9 protein-coding genes and 1 pseudogene are annotated in these 24,269 nt (G+C 70.1%); 4 read left to right on the top strand and 6 right to left on the bottom strand.

Annotated features, from left to right (window positions below; all coding sequences use genetic code 11):
* Positions 1-297 precede the first annotated feature (297 nt).
* Together pglY and pglZ are read left to right on the top strand one after the other, a co-directional pair.
* Entirely contained in the window at positions 298-4,185 is a 3,888-nt protein-coding gene (gene pglY / locus PYS65_RS04725) for a BREX-2 system ATPase PglY (RefSeq protein WP_279332497.1), read from the top strand.
* On the top strand, positions 4,182-7,109 hold the full coding sequence (gene pglZ, locus PYS65_RS04720; RefSeq protein WP_279332496.1) for a BREX-2 system phosphatase PglZ: 2,928 nt from the start codon (positions 4,182-4,184) through the stop codon (positions 7,107-7,109). The genes pglY and pglZ overlap by 4 nt, the downstream gene beginning before the upstream one ends.
* A gap of 186 nt (positions 7,110-7,295) precedes the next feature.
* Here pglZ and PYS65_RS04710 read toward each other — a convergent pair whose 3' ends face one another.
* The 3 genes from PYS65_RS04710 to PYS65_RS04700 form a co-directional block, all read right to left on the bottom strand.
* Positions 7,296-8,348: a CBS domain-containing protein gene (locus tag PYS65_RS04710; RefSeq protein ID WP_279332495.1), complete on the bottom strand. Its 1,053-nt coding sequence runs from the start codon at positions 8,346-8,348 to the stop codon at positions 7,296-7,298.
* Positions 8,345-10,162 carry a DUF262 domain-containing protein gene (locus PYS65_RS04705; protein ID WP_279332494.1) on the bottom strand — a complete coding sequence of 606 codons (1,818 nt, stop codon included), beginning with the start codon at positions 10,160-10,162 and terminating at the stop codon, positions 8,345-8,347. Before PYS65_RS04705 ends, PYS65_RS04710 begins: the two co-directional genes overlap by 4 nt.
* 126 nt (positions 10,163-10,288) lie before the next feature.
* The gene (locus tag PYS65_RS04700; protein ID WP_279332493.1) at positions 10,289-10,504 is read right to left on the bottom strand and encodes a hypothetical protein; all 216 of its coding nucleotides are present in this window, start codon (positions 10,502-10,504) and stop codon (positions 10,289-10,291) included.
* Positions 10,505-10,919: 415 nt separating this feature from the next.
* Here PYS65_RS04700 and brxD point away from each other — a divergent pair, with 415 nt between their 5' ends.
* Together brxD and PYS65_RS04690 are read left to right on the top strand one after the other, a co-directional pair.
* Positions 10,920-12,269, top strand: coding sequence for a BREX system ATP-binding protein BrxD (gene brxD, locus PYS65_RS04695; RefSeq protein ID WP_279332492.1), 1,350 nt, complete (start codon positions 10,920-10,922; stop codon positions 12,267-12,269).
* Positions 12,269-14,476, top strand: coding sequence for a DEAD/DEAH box helicase (locus PYS65_RS04690; protein WP_279332491.1), 2,208 nt, complete (start codon positions 12,269-12,271; stop codon positions 14,474-14,476). Before brxD ends, PYS65_RS04690 begins: the two co-directional genes overlap by 1 nt.
* Positions 14,477-14,566: 90 nt before the next feature.
* Here PYS65_RS04690 and PYS65_RS04685 read toward each other — a convergent pair.
* From PYS65_RS04685 to PYS65_RS04675, 3 genes and pseudogenes are all read right to left on the bottom strand, one after another.
* Positions 14,567-14,855: pseudogene (locus PYS65_RS04685) on the bottom strand (helix-turn-helix domain-containing protein); the annotation flags it as partial.
* A 147-nt stretch (positions 14,856-15,002) separates the two neighbouring features.
* A complete protein-coding gene (locus PYS65_RS04680) occupies positions 15,003-16,817 on the bottom strand; it encodes a hypothetical protein (RefSeq protein WP_279332490.1) in 1,815 nt (604 codons plus the stop codon).
* A gap of 716 nt (positions 16,818-17,533) precedes the next feature.
* Complete coding sequence (locus PYS65_RS04675; protein WP_279332489.1) at positions 17,534-24,214, bottom strand: DUF3320 domain-containing protein; 6,681 nt, start codon at positions 24,212-24,214, stop codon at positions 17,534-17,536.
* Positions 24,215-24,269 lie beyond the last annotated feature (55 nt).

The raw sequence follows: 24,269 nt of genomic DNA, 5'->3' as shown, positions 1-24,269 counted from the left end.
GGGTGCTATGCGCAGGCCGTACGGGTGACGTTCAGTGCGAGGGGGACGAAGAATGCAGACGACGCGAACCCGTCCCACCTGACCCGGCCGACGCCGTGAGCGTCGTTCCCATCCGGTCACCGCACGACCGGTTCCGTCCTCGCCACCGGCCAGGGCCGCCGGTCCGTCGCACCGGCCGTCCCCACACCTGATCCCCGCCCCACCGCCTGGACCGGCCTCGGGCCCCGGCGGCAGACCCCCCACGACACCGAGTACGAGCAGCAGCACCGACCACCGTCAGGGAGAGCGAGACCCGCAATGGCCCAGCCGCCCCTCCTCCGCGATGTCATCGACATCAAGGAGTCCATCTCCACCTCGGACTTCGTGCTGTCCCTCGCCGAGGCGACGACGCCCGAGGGCGCCCAGCACGCGCTCAAGGACTACGTCGTCACCGAGCGGCTGCTGGAGAACTTCGACGAGGCGCTGGCGCTCATCAAGTCCTCGCTCGACGGGCACCGTTCCAAGGCGGCCTACCTGCACGGCTCGTTCGGTTCCGGTAAGTCGCACTTCATGGCCGTGCTGTACGCGCTGCTCAGCGGCGACCCGGCGGCCCGTGCCCGTACCGAGTTCGACCCGGTGCTGACCAAGCACGAGTGGCTGACCACGGACGGCAAGAAGTTCCTGCTCGTGCCGTACCACATGCTCGGCGCGAAGGCCCTGGAACAGCGGGTGCTCGGCGGGTACGTGCACCACGTCAAGAAGCTGCACCCGGAGGCCCCGACCCCGCAGGTGTACCGGACCGACTCCCTCTTCGCCGACATTCGCGCGCTGCGCGCCAGCACGGGCGACGAGGCGGTCATCCGCGGCCTGGGCGGCAGCGACGCGGACGACGGGGAGGAGGACGAGTGGGGCGAGGGCTTCGCCTGGACCCCGCAACTCCTCGACACCGCGCTCGCCGCCGAGGAGAACCACGAGGCGGGCGTCCCGCTCAACCTCACCAACCCCTCCACCCCGGCCGAACTGCGGGCCAAACTGGTCAACGACGCCGGCACCAACCTCCTCCCCGGCTTCACCCGGAACGCCGCCGAGGACGAGCACGGATTCATCTCCCTGGACGCAGGTCTGTCCGTCATCGCCGAGCACGCCAAGTCGCTCGGCTACGACGGCCTGATCCTGTTCATGGACGAGCTGATCCTGTGGCTGGCCACCCTCATCCACGACCAGAAGTTCGTGGCGCGCGAGGCCAGCAAGATCACGAACTTCGTGGAGGGCGGCGACGCCCGCCGCGCCATCCCCGTCGTGTCGTTCATCGCCCGCCAGCGCGACCTGCGCGAGCTGGTCGGCGAGGAGGTGTCCGGCGCGGCGGAGTCGTCCATCCAGGACACCCTGAACCTGGCCTCCGGCCGCTTCGACAAGATCACCCTGGAGGACCGCAACCTCCCGCAGATCGCCCACGCCCGCCTCCTCAAGCCCAAGGACACCGAGGCGGCCCAGCAGGTCGACGCCGCCTTCGAGCAGACCAAGCGGGTCGGCCCGCAGGTCTGGGACACCCTGCTCGGCTCGGAGAAGGGCACCACCGGCGCGGACGCGGAGTCGTTCCGGCTGACGTACCCGTTCTCGCCGGCGTTCATGGACACCCTCGTCCACATCTCGTCCGCGCTGCAGCGCTCCCGCACCGGTCTGAAGCTGATGGGCGAACTCCTCGCCGACCACCGCGACGAGATCCGCCTCGGCCAGCTCGTCCCCGTCGGCGACCTCTACCCGGTGATCGCCAAGGGCGGCGACAAGCCGTTCACCGACAGCCTGAAGGTCGTCTTCGAGGCCGCCGACAAGCTCTACAAGACCAAGCTGCGGCCCTACCTGCTCAGCTCGTACGACATCACCGAGGACGACGTCGAGCAGTACCGCAACCGGCCCGAGTCCCTCACCGACCCGAAGCGGCTGGGCGGCTGCCGCATGTTCGTCGGCGACAACCGGCTCGTGTGCACCCTGCTGCTGTCCGCGCTCGCACCCAGCGTGCCCGCCCTGTCCGAGCTGACCATCCGGCGACTCGGCGCGCTCAACCACGGGTCGGTCCTCGCGCCCATCCCGGGCGCCGAGGTCGGCATCATCAAGAACAAGGTCGCCGAGTGGGCGGCCAGGTTCCCCGAGATCAAGGAGACCGGCACCGACGCCAACCCCGGCGTCCGCCTCGAACTCTCCAGCGTCGACGTGGACTCCGTCATCGCCAACGCCCAGGTCAACGACAACCCCGGCAACCGGGTCGCGCTCGCCCGCCGCCTGCTGTCCGAGGAACTGGGCGTCGAGCACGGCCAGTTGAGTGACCAGCTCAATTTCACCTGGCGCGGCACCGCCCGCGCCGCCGAGATCGTCTTCGGGAACGTCGCCGACGAGGACGAGCTGCCCGACCACGACTTGATGCCGCAGGAGGAGGACCGCTGGCGCATCGCCATAGACCTCCCCTTCGACGAGGGCGAATGGGGCCCGGTCGAGGACGTCAACCGCATCCAGCGGCTGCGCGAGCGCCAGCAGGGCGAGCGGTCCCGCACCGTCGCCTGGCTGCCTGCGCACCTGTCCGCGCAGCGCTTCCAGGACTTCCGGCGCCTCGTCGTCATCGACAAGGCACTCGCCGACGAGCACCGCTTCGACACCCAGTACGCCGGCCACCTCAACGCCGACAACCGCAGCCGCGCCAAGGGCCTCCTGGAAACCCAGCGCGAGGCTCTGCTCAAGCAGGTCAAGGGCGCCTTCAAGCAGGCGTACGGACTCGCCCAGAAGCAGGCCGCCGACGTCGTGCCCGACTTCGACGACCACCTCGTCGCGCTGCCCGACGTCGACGGACTCACCCTGTCCTTCGGGCAGAGCCTGCGCGACGGCATCCGGCACGTCGCGGGGAAGCTGCTCGTCCACCAGTACCCGGCCCACCCCGACCTCGACCCCGATGCCACCGGCACCGCCGTCAGGCCCGCCGACACGAAGAAGGTGTTCACCCACGTCCGGGCCGCCGCCGAGGCACGTGACGGGCGGGTGGAGGTCCCGGCCGCCGACCGCAAGCTGATGCAGCGCATCGCCGGACCGCTGCGCCTCGGGCAGCAGAAGGAGGCGTACTTCGAGCTGTCCCGCTACTGGCCCGACCACTTCCGGCAGCTCGCACGCTCCCAGGGCGTCACCGGGGACCTGTCCCTGATCACGCTCACCGACTGGACCGACCAGCCCGACCCGCGCGGGCTGCCCGACTTCCTCGCCCGGCTCGTCGTCGCCGCCTTCGCCGAGATGGACGACCGGGTGTGGGTGCGCGGCGGCACCGTCCTCGACCCCGCGCCCGAAATCTCCGCGATCAAGGACCACGACGCGCTGCGCAGCCAGCCGCTGCCCGCCGAGTCCGACTGGGACACCGCACGGCAGCGCTTCGAGACGATCTTCGGGGCGAAGCCGCCCGCGCTGCGGCGCGGCCGGATGGTCAACCAGTTCGCCCGCCAGATCATCGAGGCCGCCCGCACCCACCGGGACCACGCGGCCGACCTGGTGCACCAGTTGGAGGCCCACGCCTCCTTCCTCGGCCTCGATCAGACCGCCGACACCGGACGGCTGGCCCTCGCCCGCCGCTCCCTGGAACTGCTGGACGCGCTGACGGCGGAGGCCGGCAAGGGCGCGGCCGGGGCGAAGAAGACCGTGGAGGCACTCGCCTCCTTCGACCTGGGCGAGACCAGCGCCGACCGGTACGGCACCTCCATCAAGAAGGCCCGCGCCGTCGCGGAGGCCGTCGCTTCCGCGCCCTGGAGCACCCTGGAGCTCGCCGCCGGGCTCGGCCCCGAGGGCGAGGCGCTGCTCGACTCGCTGCGCAACGTGGCCCGCGACGACCAGCGCACCGCTGATCTGCGCGACACGCTCGCCCGCAGCCAGCGCGAGGTCGTCGCCCTGATCAAGCGCACCCAGGCCGCCGCCACCCCGCCGCCCGCACCCGTCACGCCGCAGGACCGGGCCGACGACCTGCCTCTGAACACCCCGTCCAGCGACCCCCGCATCTCCTACACCCAGCCTCAGGAGACGCCCTCCCCGGCGAGCGGCGGCGGTACGGCACGGAAGTCGGGGCGTCGCAGCACGACCGTGGGCCAAGCCGCCGCCGACCTCCAAGCGGAGCTGGCCGAACTGGCCGCCCGCCACCCGAACGCGACCATTGAGATCACCTGGCAGGTCATCGAATGACGGACACCGCCACCGCCGTACCGGGTGCGGTGCGGCTGAACACCGCGACCGTCACCCAGTACCTGTCCTCCCAGACGCATCTGGCCTCCTCCCTGACGGGGGAGGAGCAGGGGCGGCGCCGGGTCGTGCTGCTGCGGTCCGCACCCCAGTGGGACGGCCCCGCCGAACCCGTCTGGGGCGAGGGCAGCACGGCCAGCGTCGCGGTCGCGCCGTCGCCGCTCGCCGTCCACGAACTCGTCCTGGATCACCTGGCGGGCCGCCGTCCCGGCTCCGCCGTCCTGGTCGTCCTCACCGACCGCGAGCAGCACGAACTCGACCCGGCGATCCTCGCCCGCGTCCACAAGCTGCGCATCGACACGGTCGACAGCTGGGACGTCGTCCGCGAGGCGTTCGGCGCCCGGCAGATAGATCCCCGGCTCAAGGACGTCAACTGGGCCGCTGAGGCACTCCTCGACGCCACTCCGCCGACCCAGGGCGGCTGGCCGCCCGTCCCCGGCGGCTGGCTGTCCCGCCAGTACGCCCTCACCGCGCTTGCCCAGCGGCGCCTGCGCCTGGGCCGCTACGACACCGAGGGCGGCACGCGCCGCCCCGGCGACGACCGGCTCGACGCCCAGGCCCTGCTGCACTGGTCGACCCGGCCCGGCGCCCCCGAACGGCTCCTCGCCCTGCGCGGCCCCGAACGCTCCGGACTGGCCGCCTTCCTCGGTGAGGAGGACCAGGCGGGCCTCGCCGGCCGCGCCCTGCTCGCCCTCGTCGACGCCGAACGCGGCGCGGACGCCGCCGCCTTCGGCCTGGTGTGCGCGGCCCTGTGGCAGCACGCCGAGCCCGCTCCCGAGACCTACCGGGCCCGGGGGCGGGCCGAACGCTACTTCGGCGACCAGCCCCCGGCGACCGGCGACCAGCTCGACGTCCTGGTGACCGTCTTCGGCCGGGCCGCCGAGGAGTACGTGGCCACGCTGCTGGCGGCCGGACACCGCACCGGAGGCACCGACGCCGACCAGGCCCGCGAGGCACGCCGCACCACCGGCATCGTGCTCGACCGGGCGTCCGCGCTGGCCCGCCAGTTCGGCGCGGAGGAGGCCGTGGCTGCGAGTCCCGTCCTGCGCGGCGGACTCGAAGCCCGGTTCACCGCCGTCGGCCAGGCCATCACGGCGGGCGACACGACCGCGGTGACGGACGCGGTCCGCCGCCTGGAGGACCACCGGCTCGCCGCCGAGTCGGAAGAGTCCGCCCGTGTCGAACGCGCCCGCATGGGCCAGCGCCTCGCCCGCTGGCTGGCCACCGACCCGCCCGCCGACGCCCCCACCGTCGCCGACGCCATACAGCGGCAGGTCGCCGAGACCGGCTGGGCGGACCTCGCCCTGGAGCACATCGAGGCCGGCGGCGACCCGGACCCCGTCCTCAAAGCCGCTTACGACACCCTCGGCACGCGCGTCCGGGACCGCCGCCGGCAGATCGACGCGTCCTTCGCGCGCTCCCTGGCCTCCTGGACACAGGCCGGCACCCAGCCCGGCTCCATGCTCACCGTCGAGACCTTCCTCGACCGCGTGGTCGGCCCGGCCGTGCGGCGCGGGGAGGAACGGCGGGTGCTGCTGCTCGTGCTCGACGGCATGAGCGCGGCCATCGCGAACGAACTGGGGGAGGAACTGCGCCGCTCCTGGGCCGAGTTCGACCCGCTGCCCGAGGGCAGCGCTCCGCGCCGCCGGGCAATGGCCGCCGCCCTGCCCACCGTGACGGCCGTGTCCCGCACCTCGCTCTTCGCGGGCACGCTGATGAAGGGAACCCAGGCCGACGAGAAGCGGCTCTTCCCCGCGCTGAAGCTGTGGGGCGGGGCCCGGGCCGCCGTGTTCCACAAGGACGACCTGCGCACCGAGACCGCGGGCGACACCTTCGGCCCGGCGCTCACGGAGGCACTGGACGACGGCAGGACCCACGTCGCCGTCGTCCTCAACGCCATCGACGACCGGCTCGCCAAGGAGCAGAAGCTCGGCGACGGCGCCTGGCGGATCGACGACGTGCCCGGCCTGCGGGATTTGCTGCGGGTGGCGGCCACCCAGGGCAGGGCGGTCGTCGTCACCAGCGACCACGGCCACGTCGTCGATCGGCACGGCACGAAGGTCGACACCGCCGCCGACCCCGCGTCCGCCCGCCACCGCCTGCCCGGCGGCGGCCCGCTCGCGGAACGCGAGATCGCCCTGTCCGGGCCGCGCGTGGTCTGGCCCGAACCCGGGGCATCCGTCGTCGCCCTGTGGGACGCCGACTCCCGCTACACCGCGCTCAAGGCCGGTTACCACGGCGGGGCGTCGCTCGCCGAGGTCACCATCCCGGTGCTGGCCTTCCTGCCGTTCGGCGCGGAGCCGCCCAAGGGGTGGCGGGAACTGGGCGACCAGCGGCCGGCCTGGTGGGCTCCGGAGGAGGCCGGCAAGGCACCGCTGCCGGACGAGCGCGCCGCTCGACCGGTGGCTGCAACGGCTCCCGCTCCCAAGAAGCCGACGGGCAAGGCCAGGAAGGAGCAGGCAGAGGTCGCCCGGATGCACGAGGCGCTCTTCGACGTGGCGCTGACGGCCGGGGGAGACGACGCCCTCCTCACCCCGACCGTCGTCTCCCGCACCGAGACGCTGGTGACGGCACTGCTCGACTCGGAGACGTACCAGGCGCAGCTCGGCGGACTGGCCCGCAAGCCGCAGCAGGATCAGGTCCACAAGGCGCTCGCCGCCCTGCTGGACGCGGGCGGCACCCTGCCCGTCACCGCGCTCGCCCAGCGCGCCGACATGCCCGTCACCCGGAGCGACGGCTTCGCCGCCGTTCTGCGGCAACTCCTCAACTACGACGGCGTCCAGGTCCTGGAGACCTTGCCGGACGGTCGTACGTTGCGGCTCCACGAGGCTTTGCTGCGCGAGCAGTTCGCCCTCGGAGCGGGCTGAGGACACGGTTCCGGGTGCCTCCAGAGCTTGTCCCGGAGGCACCCGGAGCATGGTCCGTCGTCAGACGGCGATCTCACCCGCGCAGGAGGTGAACGCGGCCCACTGCTCCCGGAGGGAGGCCGGCACCGCTCCTGCCTGCGCCTTCGAGTCCCGGACATGGACGGTGCCGGGCGCGATGGCGACGGCTCACGACGCGAACGCCCGCAGCACCTTCGCGAAGGTCGTCAGCTCGTCGGTCATCTCCGGCGGAAGCGGCTTCTCGTCGAAGTGGGCGATCCGGTTACGGATGTCCTTCACCCGCTTCAGCAGGCCGACGAACTGCTCCCGGGGCATGTTCGGCCACTTCAATGCCTCCCAGTTGCGGTCGGCTTGCTCGGCGAAGGACTGCTTCGTCTGGTCGCCGTCCAGGAGCCTCAGGTAGTCGCCGAACATGAGGTCCGACACCTGGCCGGTGCGATGCTCCGGTTTCTTGTTCGTCTGGACCGCCTTGATGGCCTCCGTGTCCAATGCCGAGCCCAGACAGCGGCGCAGCAGCGACTCGATCTCGCCCACGATGAAGAAGGGCCGCGCCGCCCCCTCGAAGCGCTCCGTGACGTCCGCGGCGGTGACGGTGCCCGAGAGGCAGCCGTCGTCGCCGCGGACGAGCAGGTAGCCGTGCTCGCGGACGACCGGAAGGGCGGTGAAGAACTCCTGGCGGGCGTCGGCGACGGGCAGGGAGTCCTTCTCCATCGCGTTGTCCAGGGTGGCCGGCTTCCCCGCCTCGTACATCTTGGCCACGGACCCCCAGGTGACGACCCCGTGGACCTGCGCCATGCCCGTGGTCACCGGGACCTGGGAGAGGCCCTTCGTACGCATGAGGAAGGTCGTCTGGGACAGCGGAGTGCCCGGGCCCACGGACACGACACCGCGCCGGGCCGACGGGATGTCGCCGAGCAGTAGCCGCTGCGGCAGGGCGTGCGAGGGCAGGGCCTCGTCCGTCGTGTCGGCCTCGTCGCCCGCACCGGTCGGCGCCCGCTGTGCGGGAACGGACGCCAGCGGCACGACGTCGACGGTGCTGCGCAGACCGCAGACGGCGAAGTCCGGCAGCGTGGTCAGCCCGGCGTCCGTGAACGCCTGCGAGATGCGGTGCACCGTCCGATGGTCGCGGACCCTGACCTGGAACAGGTCGAGGATCTCCTGCACGGACACGGTCCTGCCCTTGAGCGAGGCGACGTCCCGCTCGTGAGACCTGGTCGTCATCGGACGTCCGCCTCCGGCAGGTCGCGCAGCATCGTCTTCTTGCCCATGGCGGAGTGCACCAGCTCCTGCAACTGCTTGGAGCGGTCACGGTAGAAGCGCTCGTAGTCGTTCTCGCGCAACGCGTCCGGATCGATCAGATGGGTGGACAGGACGTCGTCGAACCACTCGGGACGCATGTCGGACGCGGCGATCATCGTGGACAGGTACGACGACGGCGCCCCCGTCATGTCCATCGCCGCGCGGTAGGACAAGGGGGTCTTGTTCACGATCGACCCCGTTGGCAGGCCCTCGCTGTTGCCCCGCCGGAACCACGCCGTGGGGAAGATCTGCCGGATGTCCACGCCGTACTCGTCCAGCCTTCCGGGGCTGAGCGGAGCGTCCGTGTGGTGCCAGTCCACCGCCCCCTGCTTGACCAGCAGGGCGTAGATCCCCTTGTAGGCGGCACTGTTGCGGGTGCTGAGGGTGTCGAGGCGCTCGGCGAAGAAGAACGCCTTCGTGACCGTCTCGGGCGCCCTCTCGTCCTGCGCGATCCAGGGGACGAGCTGTTCAACGTCCTTGGTGAAGCGCGTCTCCGTGGAGCCGCCGTACATCTCACCGAGCACCCCGCACCAGTACCACTGCTCGATCTTCTCCTCCGCCCCCAGACCGTCGGTCGCCGTGTCGAGGATGGCGCGGACGGCCGCGAGCGGCACGAGCTGCGTCTTGTACGGCAGGTCGGCCGGACGGACGATGCACTGCCGCTCCAGGAAGTCGCCCACCCAGGCGAAGGCGTCGGCGAGCTTGGGCGCCAGGCGGACGAAGTCGGCGAGGGGCAGGTCCAGCAGGTCGCGGCGCTTGCAGGAGACCGTGGTCCCGACGCGCTCCTGCTTCCGCTCCCAGGTGCGCACCAGCGCGATGGCCTGCAGGAAGTCGATGCTGCTCAGCCCGTTCTCCAGGCCGCTCTCGACGCGGCCGAAGACCGGGTACTTGCTCGCCAGGGCCTGCTTGATCTCCTGCCACACCATCGGGAGCTGGTAGTAGTCCCCGGTCCGCTCCACGTAGTCGCGGTCCCCGGCGTACGTGGCGGTGAGCAGTTCGAAGACGTTCAGCGGCACGCCGCCCGTGTTGACCCGCTCGAACACCGCGCAGACGGCGTCCATGGAGGTGGAGGCGGCCAGCCGGATCATCGGCACCTGGAAGGCGCGGACCTGCTGGAGCACGGCCTCGTCGAACTGGCCCCACAGGTCCCAGTTCCGGTCCTCGTCCGCCTTGATGTACGCCTTCTTCCACTCGTTGACGCGCTGGGCGTCGAAGACGAAGTGGAGGGGGAAGAGGCCGGCCGAGCACTCGGCCTCGGTGGTGCTCAGATCCAGCACCACCGTGCGGTTGAAGTCCGTCCGCAGCACCTTGTCGGCCGGGACGGACACGATGGCTTCGTCGCGGTCCGCGGACTGCCCCACGGCCTTCGCGATGTCGACGTAGTACCACCGCTGGATGGGCTTGCCCCGGGCGTCCGCCGTCTCCACCGGGGCGTCCTGCCACAGGGACTGGAAGAGCGAGGTGAGACGCTGCTGCCCGTCCAGCAGGAGGAGGTCGGCCTCCGGATCCCCGTCCGGCCGGGCACCGGTGAGGGTCCGGGAGCGGAACCGGGTGGCGCCGCCGGTCTGCAGCGTCATCACGACACCGAGCGGGTAGTCCAGCGTGACCGTCGCGATGATTGCCCTGATCCGGTCGTCGTCCCACTTCCAGTTCCGCTGGAAGTCGGGCAGTTGTAAGGAACCCGAGGCGACGTCCGCCAGCACGTCCTTGAGCTTCACGTTGTCGAGGGCCGCCATGTGACTCCACTTCCCACCCTGTCGCCTGTACGCAGAGTGATTCCAGCAGTGCTCTGTGGTAACCGTCAACTGTTTCGCCGGTGAAGCCAGGGGCAGCCTGCTCCCGACAGGCCGCCCCTGGAGCCGCTACGCGTCGCGCTTCACGTGGTTGAGCACGTTCATTCCCGCGCTGACGACGGCGATGAACGCACCACCGCTGCTCGTGAGGGTCATCAACGGGCTGACACCGCATGCCATCGTCGTGATGGCAGTGCCGAGCGAGATCACACCGGACGTAAGAGCGACGATGATGATGTCGCGGGCCGGGTGGTGACACGACTGAGGGGTCGAGTTGGTCGACACCGTTCCTCCATTGACTTGTTGGCTCGCTTGAGAGAAAAGGGCACACCTCACCTGTGTGAGGTGTCGGCTTCTCCCAGCGATGCGCAGACGAGCTCTACGGAGCCCGCAACCAGCCGCTTGCTGGTAAGAGTGCGCACGCCCAACGAGTCAATGTGTCCTCCGGGAAGACGGATGCCGGTTGTGCGCTCATTCTGTCGCCAACGTGTTGGGTGGACCACGTACCTTCCGTAGGTGGTCGATTTCCGTCGACGCGCCGTCGCCGAGTGGTCTGAATTTGGACGAGTGTGATCGGTTTGAGGGTATTCATGGCTTTGCGGCGTCACGTAACGCCGGGACCCGTGGGACGGCAGCGCTCTCGTCAGGACTGCTCCTGGTCCTGCACACCAGCTCTCCTGGAGATGGAACACTGGCAGACGTGAGCACCACCGGATCCAAGCGCCCCGCCCAGGTGAGCGCCGCCCGCCGCCGTACCGTCATCGACGCCCTGCGCCGCGGGGCCGTACCCGAGAGCGGACTTGACCTGCTCGCCACCGGGCTCGACCGGTTCGAAACAGCCCTCGACGCGGAACTGGACGCCGTCGCGTCCGGTGGGTCCGTGTTCAAGGCCGTGCGCGGTGAGTACGGGTCCGGCAAGACCTTCTTCACCCGCTGGCTGGGGGAGCGGGCCAAGCGCCGCAACTTCGCCGTGGCCGAGATCCAGATCTCGGAGAACGAGACACCGCTGCACAAGCTGGAGACCGTCTACCGGCGGCTGACCGAGCGCCTCACCACCTCCAGCTTCCCGCCCAGCGCCCTACGCCCGGTCGTGGACGCCTGGTTCTACGCCCTGGAGGAGGACGCCCTCGCCGCCGGTGCGACCGAGGAGGAACTGCCGGAAGAGGTCGAGAAGCTGCTCGTCGCGCGGCTCGCCGAGGTCTCCCGGCACGCCCCGTCCTTCGCCACCGCACTGCGCGGCTACCGTGCCGCCCTCGCCGACGGCGACGAGGCGACCGCCGCCGCTGTGCTGGCGTGGCTGGGCGGCCAGCCGCACGTGGCCGCCGCCGCGCGGCGGTCCGCCGGAGTACGTGGGGACCTCGACCACTTCGGGGCGCTCGGCTTCCTGCAGGGCCTGCTCACCGTGCTGCGCGACTCCGGGCACACCGGTCTCTTCGTCGTCCTCGACGAGGTGGAGACGCTGCAGCGGGTCCGCTCCGACGCCCGCGACAAGGCGCTCAACGCGCTGCGGCAGCTCATCGACGAGGTGCACTCCGGCCGCTTCCCCGGCCTGTACCTCGTCATCACCGGCACACCCGCCTTCTACGACGGCCAGCAGGGCGTGCCGCGACTGGCCCCGCTCGCTCAGCGGCTCGCCACCGACTTCACCACCGACCCGCGCTTCGACAACCCCCGCGCGGTGCAGATCCGGCTGCCCGGCTTCACCCAGGAGTCCCTGGTCGGCCTCGGCATCACCATCCGGGACCTGTACGCGGACGCCGCCGCGTCACCCGAGCGCGTGCGGACGGTCGTCGACGACGCCTACGTCGCGGACCTCGCGCGGGCCGTCGGCGGGGCGCTGGGAGGGAAGGTCGGGGTGGCGCCCCGGCTGTTCCTGAAGAAGCTCGTCGGGGACGTGCTTGATCGCGTGGACCAGTTCGACGACTTCGATCCCCGGCAGCACTACAAGTTGACCGTCGCGAGCAGTGAACTCACCGACGTGGAGCGGAACCTGGCCGCCACGGTCACCGGCGGTTCCGCGTCCGCCGACGACATCGACCTGGAGCTGTGATGGCGGACGCCGACGGCCCGGCCGGGACGGAAGCGGCCGGGGAAGGGTCTGACGTACTGGACCGGCTCGACCCCGTCGTCCTGCACCACATCGTCAACACCCTCGGCTGGCCCGACCTGCGCCCCCTTCAGCGGGCGGCGATCACCCCGCTCATGGACGGCGAGGACGCCGTGCTGCTGGCGCCGACGGCGGGTGGCAAGACCGAGGCGGCCTGCTTCCCGCTGCTGTCGGCGATGGCGGAACAGCGGTGGACCGGCACCTCGGTGCTGTATCTGTGCCCGCTCAAGGCGCTCCTCAACAACCTGGTCGGCCGCGTCGACACCTACGCCCAGTGGCTGGGGCGGCGGGCGGCACTCTGGCACGGCGACACCAAGGAGTCGCAGCGGCGGCGCATCCGTACCGAGGCGCCGGACATCCTGCTGACCACGCCCGAGTCGCTCGAGGCCATGCTGATCGGCGTCAAGACCGACCACGCGCGGCTGCTGGGGAACGTACGAGCCGTCGTGGTCGACGAGGTGCACGCCTTCGCGGGCGACGACCGGGGCTGGCACCTGCTCGCTGTGCTCGAACGACTGGAGAGGATCACCGGCCGGCCCATCCAGCGGATCGGACTCTCAGCGACCGTCGGCAACCCCGGGCAGTTGCTGCACTGGCTGCAAGGGGCCGGTGCCGGGAGTCGCCTCGGGCAGGTCGTAGCTCCGGGTGTCCACCTGCCCGCCACCGGTGCGGCCGCACACGGAGAGCCGGCCGCTGCGAACCCGTCGCCCAGGCCCGCCGGCGAGGTGGAACTCGACTACGTGGGCTCCCTCGACAACGCCGCCAAACTCATCGCCGCCCTGCACCGGGGAGAGAAACGCCTCGTCTTCTGCGACTCGCGTCGCCAGGTCGAGGAACTGGGCGCAGCCCTGCGGGCCCGCGAGGTGACCGTCTTCCTGTCCCACGCCTCCCTCTCCGTCGACGAACGCACCTGCTCCGAGCAGGCGTTCGCCGAGGCACGCGACTGCGTCATCGTCTCCACGTCCACCCTCGAACTCGGCATCGACGTCGGCGACCTGGACCGTGTCATCCAGATCGACTCCCCGGCCTCCGTCGCCTCGTTCCTGCAGCGCATCGGCCGTACCGGCAGGCGCCCCGGCACCGTACGCAACTGCTTGTTCCTCACCACCCGCAAGGACACACTGCTGCAGGCGGCCGGGTTGTTGCTGCTGTGGTCGCGGGGCTGGGTCGAACCGGTCATCGCGCCGCCCGAGCCGCGCCACCTCGTGGCCCAGCAACTCCTCGCCGTCACCCTGCAACAGCACAAGCTCGGCGACCAGCTCTGGGAACAGCAGTGGAACGGCCTCGCCCCCTTCGACCGGTCCGCCGCCCCGATCCTGCGCCACCTCACCGAGGAGGGCTTCCTCGACAGCGACGGCGGCATGCTATTCGTCGGCCCCGAGGCGGAACGCCGTTTCGGTAAGCGGCACTTCATCGAACTCACCGCGTCTTTTACCGCGCCGCCGCAGTTCACCGTGCTGTCCGGGCGCACCGAGATCGGCCGCACCGACCCGAGCGTGCTCACCGAGGAACGGCCCGGCCCGCGGCGCCTGCTGCTCGGCGGACGCAGCTGGCAGGTCACCTACATCGACTGGCTGCGCAAACGCGTCTTCGTCGAACCCGCCGACGGCGGCGGCGTCGCCAAGTGGATGAACGGCGGCATCGTCAGGCTGTCGTACGCCCTGACCCGCGCCATGCGCGAGGTGCTGCTGGGCGCGAACCCGTCCGTCTCCCTCACCAGGCGCGCCGAGGCGTGCCTGGCCGAGCAACGCGAGAACGACTCTCCCGACACCGTGCACCCCGCTGGCACCCTGATCACGCGCGTCGGCAGCGACGTGCGCTGGTGGACCTGGGCCGGCTACCGTGCCAACGCCACCCTCGCCGCCACCCTCCAGCAGGTCGCCGACCCTCTGCAGCGCCCCACCGACTGCTGGCTGCGCCTGCGCGAGGACCTCACCCCGGCCGACTGGCGCGCGGCCCGCGAGAAGGTCGGCGAGAGCCTGGTCCTGCCCGACGTGGACCCCCGCGCCGTACGCGGCCTGAAGTTCTCCGCCGCCCTCCCGGAACGCCTCGCCGTCGCCACGGTCGCGGCCCGGCTCGCGGACTTCGAAAGTACTCGCGCGGTGTTGTCGGAACCCGTGCGTCTCGTCGGCTTGAGTAACTCCTCCTGAAAACCAAGGTACTTGTTCCATCTCCCTTGTCTTGAGGAACGAGGCTGACACCGGCCCCTTTCGTCGTCGCGGTGTGGACGGAGTCGGCCCCAGGCCGGGTGCGAGGGCGGCCAGCAGGTCGACGGCCTCGGTGACGTATCGGTAGACGGCCGTGGTTCCGACGCCGAATCCGGCCGCGAGCCGGGCATTTGGGTTGCCCCCGGCCAGAGGCTGGGGGAGTGCAGACCACCTGCAGGTGGGCGGGTATGAGGAGGGCTTGACGACCGGCGCTCAGCCGCTGCAAACGAGAGGCCATCACACGATGATGCCGCCGCAACTACTGGGCGAGGAAGTGGAGAGCGGAGCTGGACACGTCGAGACCGGACAGGCAAACAAGCACGTGAAGCCTCTGGTGGAGACGGTCCTCTTGGTCGAGACCCCATCCACCAGAGGCTTCACCACATTGTCAGCCCAACCGTCAAACTTCGCTCTCAAACGCGGTCTCAGAGTGAAGATGGAAAGAGTTCACTCCGCAACCCGGGGGCGATCACGCCACAGGCACCAGCTGCAGGTCGATCTTCCCCTTGTCGTCAGCGAGGACGTCAACGGTCACCTGCAGACGCATCTCGCCCCATGCGGCAAATCCCCCCGCTTCCAACAGCATGACGCCCTCAGGCATTCCCACCTCATCACGTATGTGCGAGGGAATCGCACTGTCGGTCACATGCATCCACAGGCTGAAGATTCCACCTGCCTCGGACAGGCTGTCTGACAGATCTGACATTTCCGTGATGTGATCGCGCGCGGCCTCATCAACGCGCTCCGGGTTCGCCATGCCGGTACGCCCCATGTCGTAGGACTTGCTGTAGCTGACCACACCGAAAAGCTCTCCGGCGGACGCGGACTCCGGTAGCTGCACCATGAAAGACCCACCTGAAGCACCTGAGTGGTGCAACATCACCGTGAATCCGTCCCGGACCAGCAGGGCGCACAGGTAGTGACCGAACAGGTCCTTGTCCAGTTCCGCGGCGACAACCTGCCGCGCCCCTAGTGCAAGGTGCCCCGACGAGTTGTCCGGCAGGGACTTGAACCCGAACCCAGTGATGCGGCCGACGGCCTTCGTCCCGGGCGACGGTGTCAACTCGTACTCGATGATCAGCGACAACCCCTCGCGGCACCACCGGTCGAGCACGTCCAGATCGACGAGGAACACGTGCTGCTGCCGAGCGATTTGGGCGCGAATTGTGCTGTCGAGCGGGAGGGTGGTGACCATGAGCCTGTTCGCGTACACAGAAAGGTCCACCGTCGTGTAGTCCGTCTCCCCGGTGAAACGGAGGAGGGTTGCATCGACTTCAACCTTAAAGTGCGGCATGGGCGCCCCTGGAGCGAGCCATCCCCCGGCTATGGGAACGACTACACCGTCATGAGTGTGAAGCTTCCTCCACAGGTCTTCGTCGAAGAGTTCGGAGAGCTCTCGCAAGGCCTCCTCCTGGCCGATGGAGGCGCTCAAGCATGTCACTGAGAGTGGCTCGAATTCCTCGCCGCTTTCGGATTCGAGGACTTCGATGTCAGGGTGTTTCGCCCAATAGGCGGTCACGCCCTGGAAGCCGTTGGCCATTATTGTTCGGGAGCGCGAGGGATCGAACCCGTCACGGATCAGCAGGCAGGCCACCAGCAGGTCCAGCTGCTCCTTGTCCAGGTCTGCCAGGAGCTTGCGCCGCTCGTCGCTTGACAGTTCGAGGTCGGCGACTGCTGCGATGGTGGCGGCCTTGCCCGCTACCTCACTCATCACCGCTTCGCCGGCTTCGATGCTCCGCTGGATCTTCTTCCGCTTCTTGACCAGTTTCTTCTGTTTCTTCTTCTCCTTCTTCTGCCTCTCCCCCTCAGCCCGCGCTTCGCGCTCATCCTCGGCTTCCGGGGACATCGCACGTTCCATCAATTCGGCCGCGTAGCGGTTCGCGGGCGCAATCATCCCGTCTGCGGGAGAGTAGGTGAAACAGCCGACATCCAGCCGGTCCGCAGCAGTGATCGCGGCAGCGGTGTACCCGGAATTAGCGAAGAAGAGCATCTCGCCATCGTTCAAACCGCGTGCCCCGAAAAGTTGCTGTATCAGGTTGGGTGGAATGGTCTTCCCGTGGAACTTCACCTGGCCATATATTCCCGGGCCAGCTATGTCCAATCCCCCGTCGGAGCCATCGCGGGTCGGTTCCGCCTGTGGAAATCCGAGCCACCTGACCCACGTGAGCGCATTGTGTTCCGCCGCCTGCCAGTCGGGCACCGGGCGGGGAGCCGGAGGCGCGTCGGGCCGCATCCCTCTGTCCGATGTATCTTCTTCTGCCGTGGTGTCGGCCTGGTGGAACATGACCACAACGCCCCTTCGTAAGTGAAAGTTTGGTAAATGAAGTGTAGTCATCAGGTGTAGCAGTGAAATCTTCAGGGGTTCCCGTCCGCGCCGACGCGGGCGCTGCGTGCAACTGCGGGATGCCATGGGTCGCGTCCGCAAGGATGAGGAGCAACCGTGGGGATCGCATGACTCGATGCGCAGGGCAACGAAGGCAAGGGTGAACCGGCGCTTGAAGTTCCCCTTCTGGGCTGGACAGTCTGATACCGGGACGACAGGCCCCGAAGGAAGCAGCTCCAGGCAGTGGGCCTTTCCCAACCCGGCAGTTGGGCTGAAAAGGTGGGGAGCCCTTGGTGGATGGGTTTTCGACCAGCCGAGGTGAAGCGAGGATTGCTCCTGCTGTGCAGCCATGACGAAGAGCGTCGACGCGAAGAGCACGGCGCAATGGGTGGCGCGCTGTGGGAGCGGAATCCCGGCTGTACGAGCATTCGTACGGTTTCTGGAGGTCTGTCAACTCTGGCACGCCACCGCTGAATGGGACTCCCGAGACACGCTCGTCCGCGTCCGGCGCGCAGGTTCCCGCTCGTACCGGGTACTTCCCGCGCTGTGCGGCGGGCGGGAAGTACCCGGTGAGCGGAGGGTTCATCAAGGGCTGCTGACCGGTCAGTGAGCGACTGCTCCGCTTGCGCGGGTTGTCGGGGCGTGACCGGCCTGCTCCTCGACTCGACGAGCGACCGTCACCCGGCGGTATCCGCCACCGGGACGAGCCCTGACGGGCTCATGGTGACCAGCCCGCGAGTGATCAGCTCCTCGACGTCCGTTTCGAACGCGGCCCGGATGTCCGGCCCCAGACGCAGCCACCCGAAGAACCGGGCCGTTTCCCGGGCCAGCTCCTCGCGGCGCATGCCGGGTGACTCCGACAGGACGCCCAGCAGGGCGACCTGGCGCTCCACCGGCGGCACCTGGAAGACCTTCTTGCGGTCGAAGTCCGGGCTCGGCGTCCGGGCCACCGTCACGTCCCGTCCGGGTACGTTCCAGACGGTCCCGGACCGAACCGCCTTCTTCATCCGGCGCAGTCGTACCAGAGCATCACGGACACTGTTCTGCACGACCTGACCCGAGCGGTCGAGCAACCACGCGCTGCGGACCCGGCTGATCAGCACGTCCTCCTCGATGGGACCCTCCGTCGTGATGATGTGGTGCGCCACTTCGGCCACCACCGTCCGGGCGTCGGGGTCGCGGAGATCGACGTCCTGGAGCCCGGCGGCCGTGCACAGGGCATCCTTCAGGTCGTACAACTCCTCCCAGCTCAGGGCGCGGTACGGCCGGCTCCACTCGGAGCGGTCGGATTCGGTGACCGGAACGATGGTTATCTCCGTCGGCGCCTTCTCGGGCACGGGAACCGGAGCGGGTTCTGGCGCGGGCGTGTACGGGTCGGCCGCGCAGGCGACCTCGACGGCCTCACGCAACCGCCGCTGCGCGTCCTTGCGGTTGCGGTACCAGTCCGTGCCCCAGATCCGGTGCAGGTTCCACCCCAGGCCGCGCAGGATCTCCTCCCGCAGCCGGTCGCGGTCGCGGGCCGTGCGGGAGGAGTGGTACATCGCGCCGTCGCACTCGATGCCGAGCGCGTAGGAGCCGGGGGCCCCGGGGTGCCGGACCGCCATGTCGATCCGGAAGCCCGCCACACCCACCTGGGGCTGCACGTCGTAGCCCCAGCCGCGCAGGGTGTCGAGCACGTCCTCCTCGAACGGGCTCTCCGGCGCGGCGTCCGCGTCGGGTGCCGTTGTGGCCAGGATCGCCGGCCCCTGCGCCGCGTACTGCAGATAGCGCTTGAGGTGCTGGACGCTCTTGTTCGTACTGTCCGGCAGGTCGGCGCCGTGGAAGGACGCCACAACCTCCACCCGGTGCCGTGCCCGGGTCACGGCCACGTTCAGCCGCCGCCAGCCGCCTTCGCGGTTGATCGGACCGAAGGAGGAACGCAGCTTGCCCTGCGCGTCGGGGCCGTAACCGACCGACAGGATGATCACGTCACGTTCATCACCCTGCACCGTCTCCAGGTTCTTCACGAAGAAGCCGCCCAGGCGGTCCTCCGTGAAGTACCCGTCGAGGTCGGGCCGGGCCTTGCGGGCCTCGGCGACGGCATCCTCGACGGCGTCCGCCTGTGCCTTGGACAGGGTGACGACGCCCAGGTTCAGGTGCGGTCGCGTCGAGAAGTGGTGGATGACCCGCTCGGCGACCAGCTCGGCCTCGCGGACGTTGTCGCGCTTGTTGCTGCGGTCGTACACGCCGTCGGCCTTGTAGAAGGCGACGCCCACGTCGTGGCCGTCAGTGACCGCGCCAGGGAACACGACCATGGAGTTGTCGTAGAACTCGTGGTTGCTGAAGGCGATCAGGTTCTCGTGGCGGCTGCGGTAGTGCCAGCGCAACGACAGCTCACGCAGCACACCGCTGGCTTTGCAGGCGTCCAGGATGGACTCGAAGGAGTCGGGCACCTCCTCGTCCCACTCGTCGTCATCGTCGGAGTCACCGCCAGCGCTGAAGAACGACGTGGGCGGGAGCTGCCGAGGGTCACCCGCCACGATCAGGGCGTCACCGCGGTAGACGGCGTTCACGGCGTCCTGCGGAAGGACCTGGGACGCCTCATCGAAGATCACCACGTCGAAGTGGAAGTCTGACGGCAGGTACTGACTGACCGTCAGCGGACTCATCATGAAGCACGGCTTGAGCCGCTGCACGATGTCCCGGGTCTCGTCCAGGAGCCGCCGCACCGGCATGTGCCGTCGTTGCAGCTTCGCCTGACGGCTCAGGATCGCGGCCTGGCCCGTCGTCGCCCTACGAGGGCGCCGCGCGTTGCAGACGTCGATCACCGTCGCGTGAGCGGCCTGCACCAGTCCGCGGTCCAGCCGTCGGTAGCGCTCCACCAACTGGTCGCGGTCGGTGGCCCGCGCCGTGGAGAGACGGTGGTCGGCTGCCAACTGGTGCTCCACCCAGGCGCGCAGCACGGTGCGTTCCACGGCCACGGGGAACAGCGACGCCAGCACCTCACGGTCCGCGAGCTGCGCCGGCAGGTCCTCCAGCCCGTAGCGGCTCAGCACTTCGTGGGCCTCGGCAGAGCGGAGCCAGGCGTCCGGACCGTACGGGTCGTCGAACATGCGATCGAGGAGTGCTCGGGCGGACGGGAATCCGGCCTCCAGCTCGGTGCGGATCTCCGTCGCCCGGGTCAGAGTGAAGTGGCCGACGAGGACCTCCGTCCGCTCCAGCCAGTCGCGGTTGCGGCGCTCTACCGACGAGTCGGGCGCCGCGCTCAGCAGCAGGCGTGCGGCCTGGTGTCCCAGAGGAGCGGCTGAGCCGGTGTCGGAAGCGGTGCGCCTGGCGTTGAGGGCCCAGTCCAGGGCGCTGTGAATGGTCTCCCGAGAGGTGTGCACCCCCTCGTACAGGTCGCCGAGCAGGCGGCGGTGGTCCGCCTCGGCGCTCAGGAAGTCCTCCTCGGCGGTGCGTGCCGCCACCACGGCTGCCACGGACGTGCGGGCGCCGCCCAGGGACAGCCAGTCGGTTTCCCCTCCCGAGGAGCCCGTGACGCGGGCCACCGAGTGGATCAAGGAAGCGGCCTCGTCGAGGGGATCGAGATGGGCACGCAGCCAGGCCGAACCGTCGGGGAGGGAACGCGCCCGCAGACCGGAGGCGGCATGAGCCAGGACGGGAGAGTCCGTGAAGGTCTGCCAGTCGGCGCACTCCGACCGCAGACGGGCGGCCGTCTCGAGCAGCCCCGGAACAGCGGGCCGTCCGGCGCCGAGGGCGCGGACGAGGCCGCTGCGCCGTGCCGGGTCCGCCAGGATCGGTCCCGTCAGCCGATGGGCGTCCGCCGCGGCAGCGAGCGCCGCGGCCAGGGAGGCGGTGCGAGGACGGCCGTGCGGCGTGTACTCGCCCAGGAGCTTGAGCTCGACGGCCTCGGGAGCAGCCGACTCCGTCCCGGAGTCGTTGTCCGCGGCTGCCAGTCGTACGGCCCGGCTCAGCAGGTCGTCCTCCACCGCTGTGCTGCCATCGGCGTCCGGTCGGTCGTCGAGACGCGTGTCCAGACCCGCGTACCAGGCGCACAGCAGTTCTCGGTCGTGGGCTTCCCGGGCCGCGAATGCCGCGTCCTCCCGCTGCGCCGTGTGTGCCGCGGCAACGGCTGTGCGTGCCGAGGCGAGGGTGTGCCCCGTCCCCCCTGCGAACTCCCGGCGGCCGGCGGACTGAACCGTGTCGATGAGCTGCATGGCGGATTCCAGCACCGGCACATGGGTGTGCAGCCACGCGGCGGCCGCCGCCGGTCCGAGACGGCTCAGGGCCGTCCCGTGCTTGCGCAACCGCGACTCCCGCAGCGCCGCCTCCCATGCGCTCAGGTCGTCCTCCAGGCGCTTGCCCCACCCGGGGAGAGCGGCCTCGGGAAGGGAGCCGTAAGCGAGTTGCGCAGTCAGACGGCGGCGACGGTCGAGGGCGGCCACCACGTCCGGGGCGAGCCGGTGGGCGTCATCGGCCTGGCGCAGTGCGCCGGCCAGCGCGTCGAGATCGGGCAGGTCGTCACCGGCGTAGGCGTCGAGAAGTTCCGCGTGCTCGGTCACCGCGGCCCGGACAGCCTGGTGTGCCTGCTGCCAGGCCGCTGCCTTGCCCAGCTCCTCCTGCAGGCTGCCGTGCCAGGATCCGCCGGTGCTGATCCCGCCGACGAGCTTCCGGTCGGCCCGGACCTGGGAGGACAGACCCGCGGCGAAGCGCCGGCCGTTCTCCGAGAGACGGCGCACCGCGTCGGTCAGACCCTCGGTGTGGGGCGTGTCGGGACCGAACACACCGTGCGCCTCCTGCCGGGCCTTGTCGAGGACATCCATGAGGCGGTGCAGTTCGTCCACGGTCCGGCGGGCCCGAGGCAGCACCGCCGGGTCGAACCAGGCGGCAGGTGCCCGGTGGACGGAGATCGTGAGTGTGGCCAGCTCGGTCACGGAACGCGTCTCGGAGGCGGTGCCCGGCGGCTCGCAGCCCAGCAGACCCGCCACGTCCACCGCGCACTTCGCGGCGCCCTCCAGCATGGCGGCGAGGGCGCCCCAGCGGGAGGCGAGCGAATCTGCCTCGTCCCGGCCGAGGACGGTGAGGTCGGCACCGGGCGGCTCCAGGGCACCGAGTGCAACCTCCGCGGCCTCCGGCTGCCGGGGCAGCTGGGTCGGCATGTCCGCCCAGCCCGGCCCCGCGTGCTCCTGCGCGGCAGCCCGGGCCGCGACCGTACGGTCACGGCGGGCCTCGAACTCCCCCACCGAGGCCGCCACGAGACCGAGGGCCGCCCGCTGCGCGGCCGCGAAGCCCTCCGGGACGAACCACGCCTCCAGCGGGCGATGCGGGACATCGGACAGGTCCGCCAGGTCGCACAGGGCCGTCGCCTCGGCCAGTGAGCCCGGTTCGACGCAGCCCAGCATCCGGGAGAGCTCGCGTGCCGAGCCGGTGGCACTCACCAGCAGGTCGGCCGCCTTCTTGAAGTCCTGGCTGTGCTCCTGCGCCTGTCGCTCGGTCAGACCGGTCAGATTTAGAGCCCGCGGTTCAAGGGAGACCAGAGCCTGCTCCGCCGCAGGTGCCTCGGGGCGAAGACGCGGGGACACCTCCTGCCAGCGGTCACCCACCAGGTCCCGCGCGGTCTGCTGGGCACGCCGGACGCGGCGCAGCGCGGCGAGGAAGGACTCGACCGGGCCGGTCACTACGTGCGCGATGTCGGCTTCGGTGAGCCACCACTCGGGCACGGGCAGCCGTTCGTCCAGCAGGCGGAGCAGCCGGAGAAGCCGGTCGGCCTGGTCCGACGTGGTGAAGTCCGCGCCGTCGGTGTTGAGTACCTCGTAACCGTCGAGAGCGGACAGGAGCCCGCTCAGGGCCGTGCGTGCCTCTTCCAGCGCGGGACCGGGGTGGGGCCGGTCCGTGTGCAGTCCGCGCCACGGAAAGCCCGGGTCGGCCACCGCCTGCCAGGCGTCGCCGATGGCGTCGGCGGCCTTGAGCACGTTCTCCAGATCGGCCGAGGACAAGGAGGAGACGTCGAACCGCCGGGACGGACCGTCACCGGAAGCGGAGAGAAAGGCGACCGGGGCATCGTCGAGACGGCCCACCTGGCCGATGACATCGTGCAGGGTGCGGCCCAGGGGCTGACGCACCTCGTTCATCGCGGTGGCGTACGCGGACAGCGCTTCGCGGTCGAGCCGGGCCTGGGCCTTCTCCTGTTCGGGCAGCCCGGTCGCCTGGGGCTGCTCGGAGAGCGCGCGGCCCAGTTCCTGCGCCACGGCCTTGCGGCTGGTGTTGCGGCTGTGCAGGGCGAAGGCGTAGGAGTCCAGGCCCACCGACTTCAACCGCTGCAACACGACGTCCAGCGCCGCCGCCTTCTCGCTGACGAACAGCACACTGCGACCGGCGTGCATCAGCCCGGTGATGATGTTGGTGATGGTCTGGCTCTTGCCCGTTCCCGGAGGTCCGTCGAGCACGAAGGACCGACCCGCCACGGCGGCCGCGACGGCCTGCCGTTGCGAGGTGTCCGCATCCAGGACCAGGGGCGTGTCCTCCGGAGGGACCAGCTCGTCGACCCGCTCCGACGGCACCTCCTCGAAGTCGAAGCGGTCGGAGGCGAGGGTGGCGCCGGGGCCCACCGCCACCGCACGCACCAGGTCGCTCGAGAGGAGCCGGTCCTCGTTCTCCAACAGGTCCCGGTACATCGATTCCTTGTGGGAGGCGAAGAGCGCCATGACGGCCCGCTCCTCCACCTCCCACAGGGACTTGCCGACAACCGCCCTGCGCACGGCCTCGAGCACCGCACCCACGTCACGGCAGTCGGTCTCCGTGACGGGCGCCCAGTCGATGCCGAACTGCCCCAGCTTGATGGGCAGCGCGGGGTTGAGCTGAGGATCCTCGTCGTTGTTCGCCTGGAGGAGCACCTGCCCGGTGGGTGTCCGTACGAGTTCCACCGGGAAGAGGATCAACGGCGCCCGGCTGCTGGTGGTCGCTCCGTCCTCACGCCAGTGCAGGATGCCGACGCCCAGGTGAAGGGTCCACAGACCGTAGTCGTTGAACACCTGGGTCGCCTTGGAACGGAGGGAGCGCAGTGCCCTCTGTAGGGCGGGGCCCGTGGTCTTCTGCGTGACGACGTCGTCCTCGCCCGGAGGAGGGCACCCCTGCTCCTCGTCCTCCGCGGACACCTCGTCCGGGAGCGGTGCGAAGCGCAGCGCGCGGTTCTCCAACAGGCTCACCAGCTCCGACGGCGCGGGAGCCGACACCTCCAACGTCGAGGTGCGGGTATGCCTGAAGTTCAGCAGCCGGTTGCGTCCGCTGAGGTCCACGAGCGACGTGCGCCAGTCCGCCAGGATCGCCTTGAGGCGTTCCAGATTATTGTCGCCCCCGAATGTACCCGGAATGGTCGTCACGGTTGTTCCTGCTCTCACATTGCGCTGCTCGGGCCCGGAGAGGGAAAGCACGGAC

The organism is Streptomyces cathayae (genome assembly GCF_029760955.1).
GTDB lineage: Bacteria > Actinomycetota > Actinomycetes > Streptomycetales > Streptomycetaceae > Streptomyces > Streptomyces cathayae.
The sequence above is the reverse complement of the archived record's forward strand: the minus strand, read 5'-3'. Positions and strand labels throughout refer to the sequence as shown.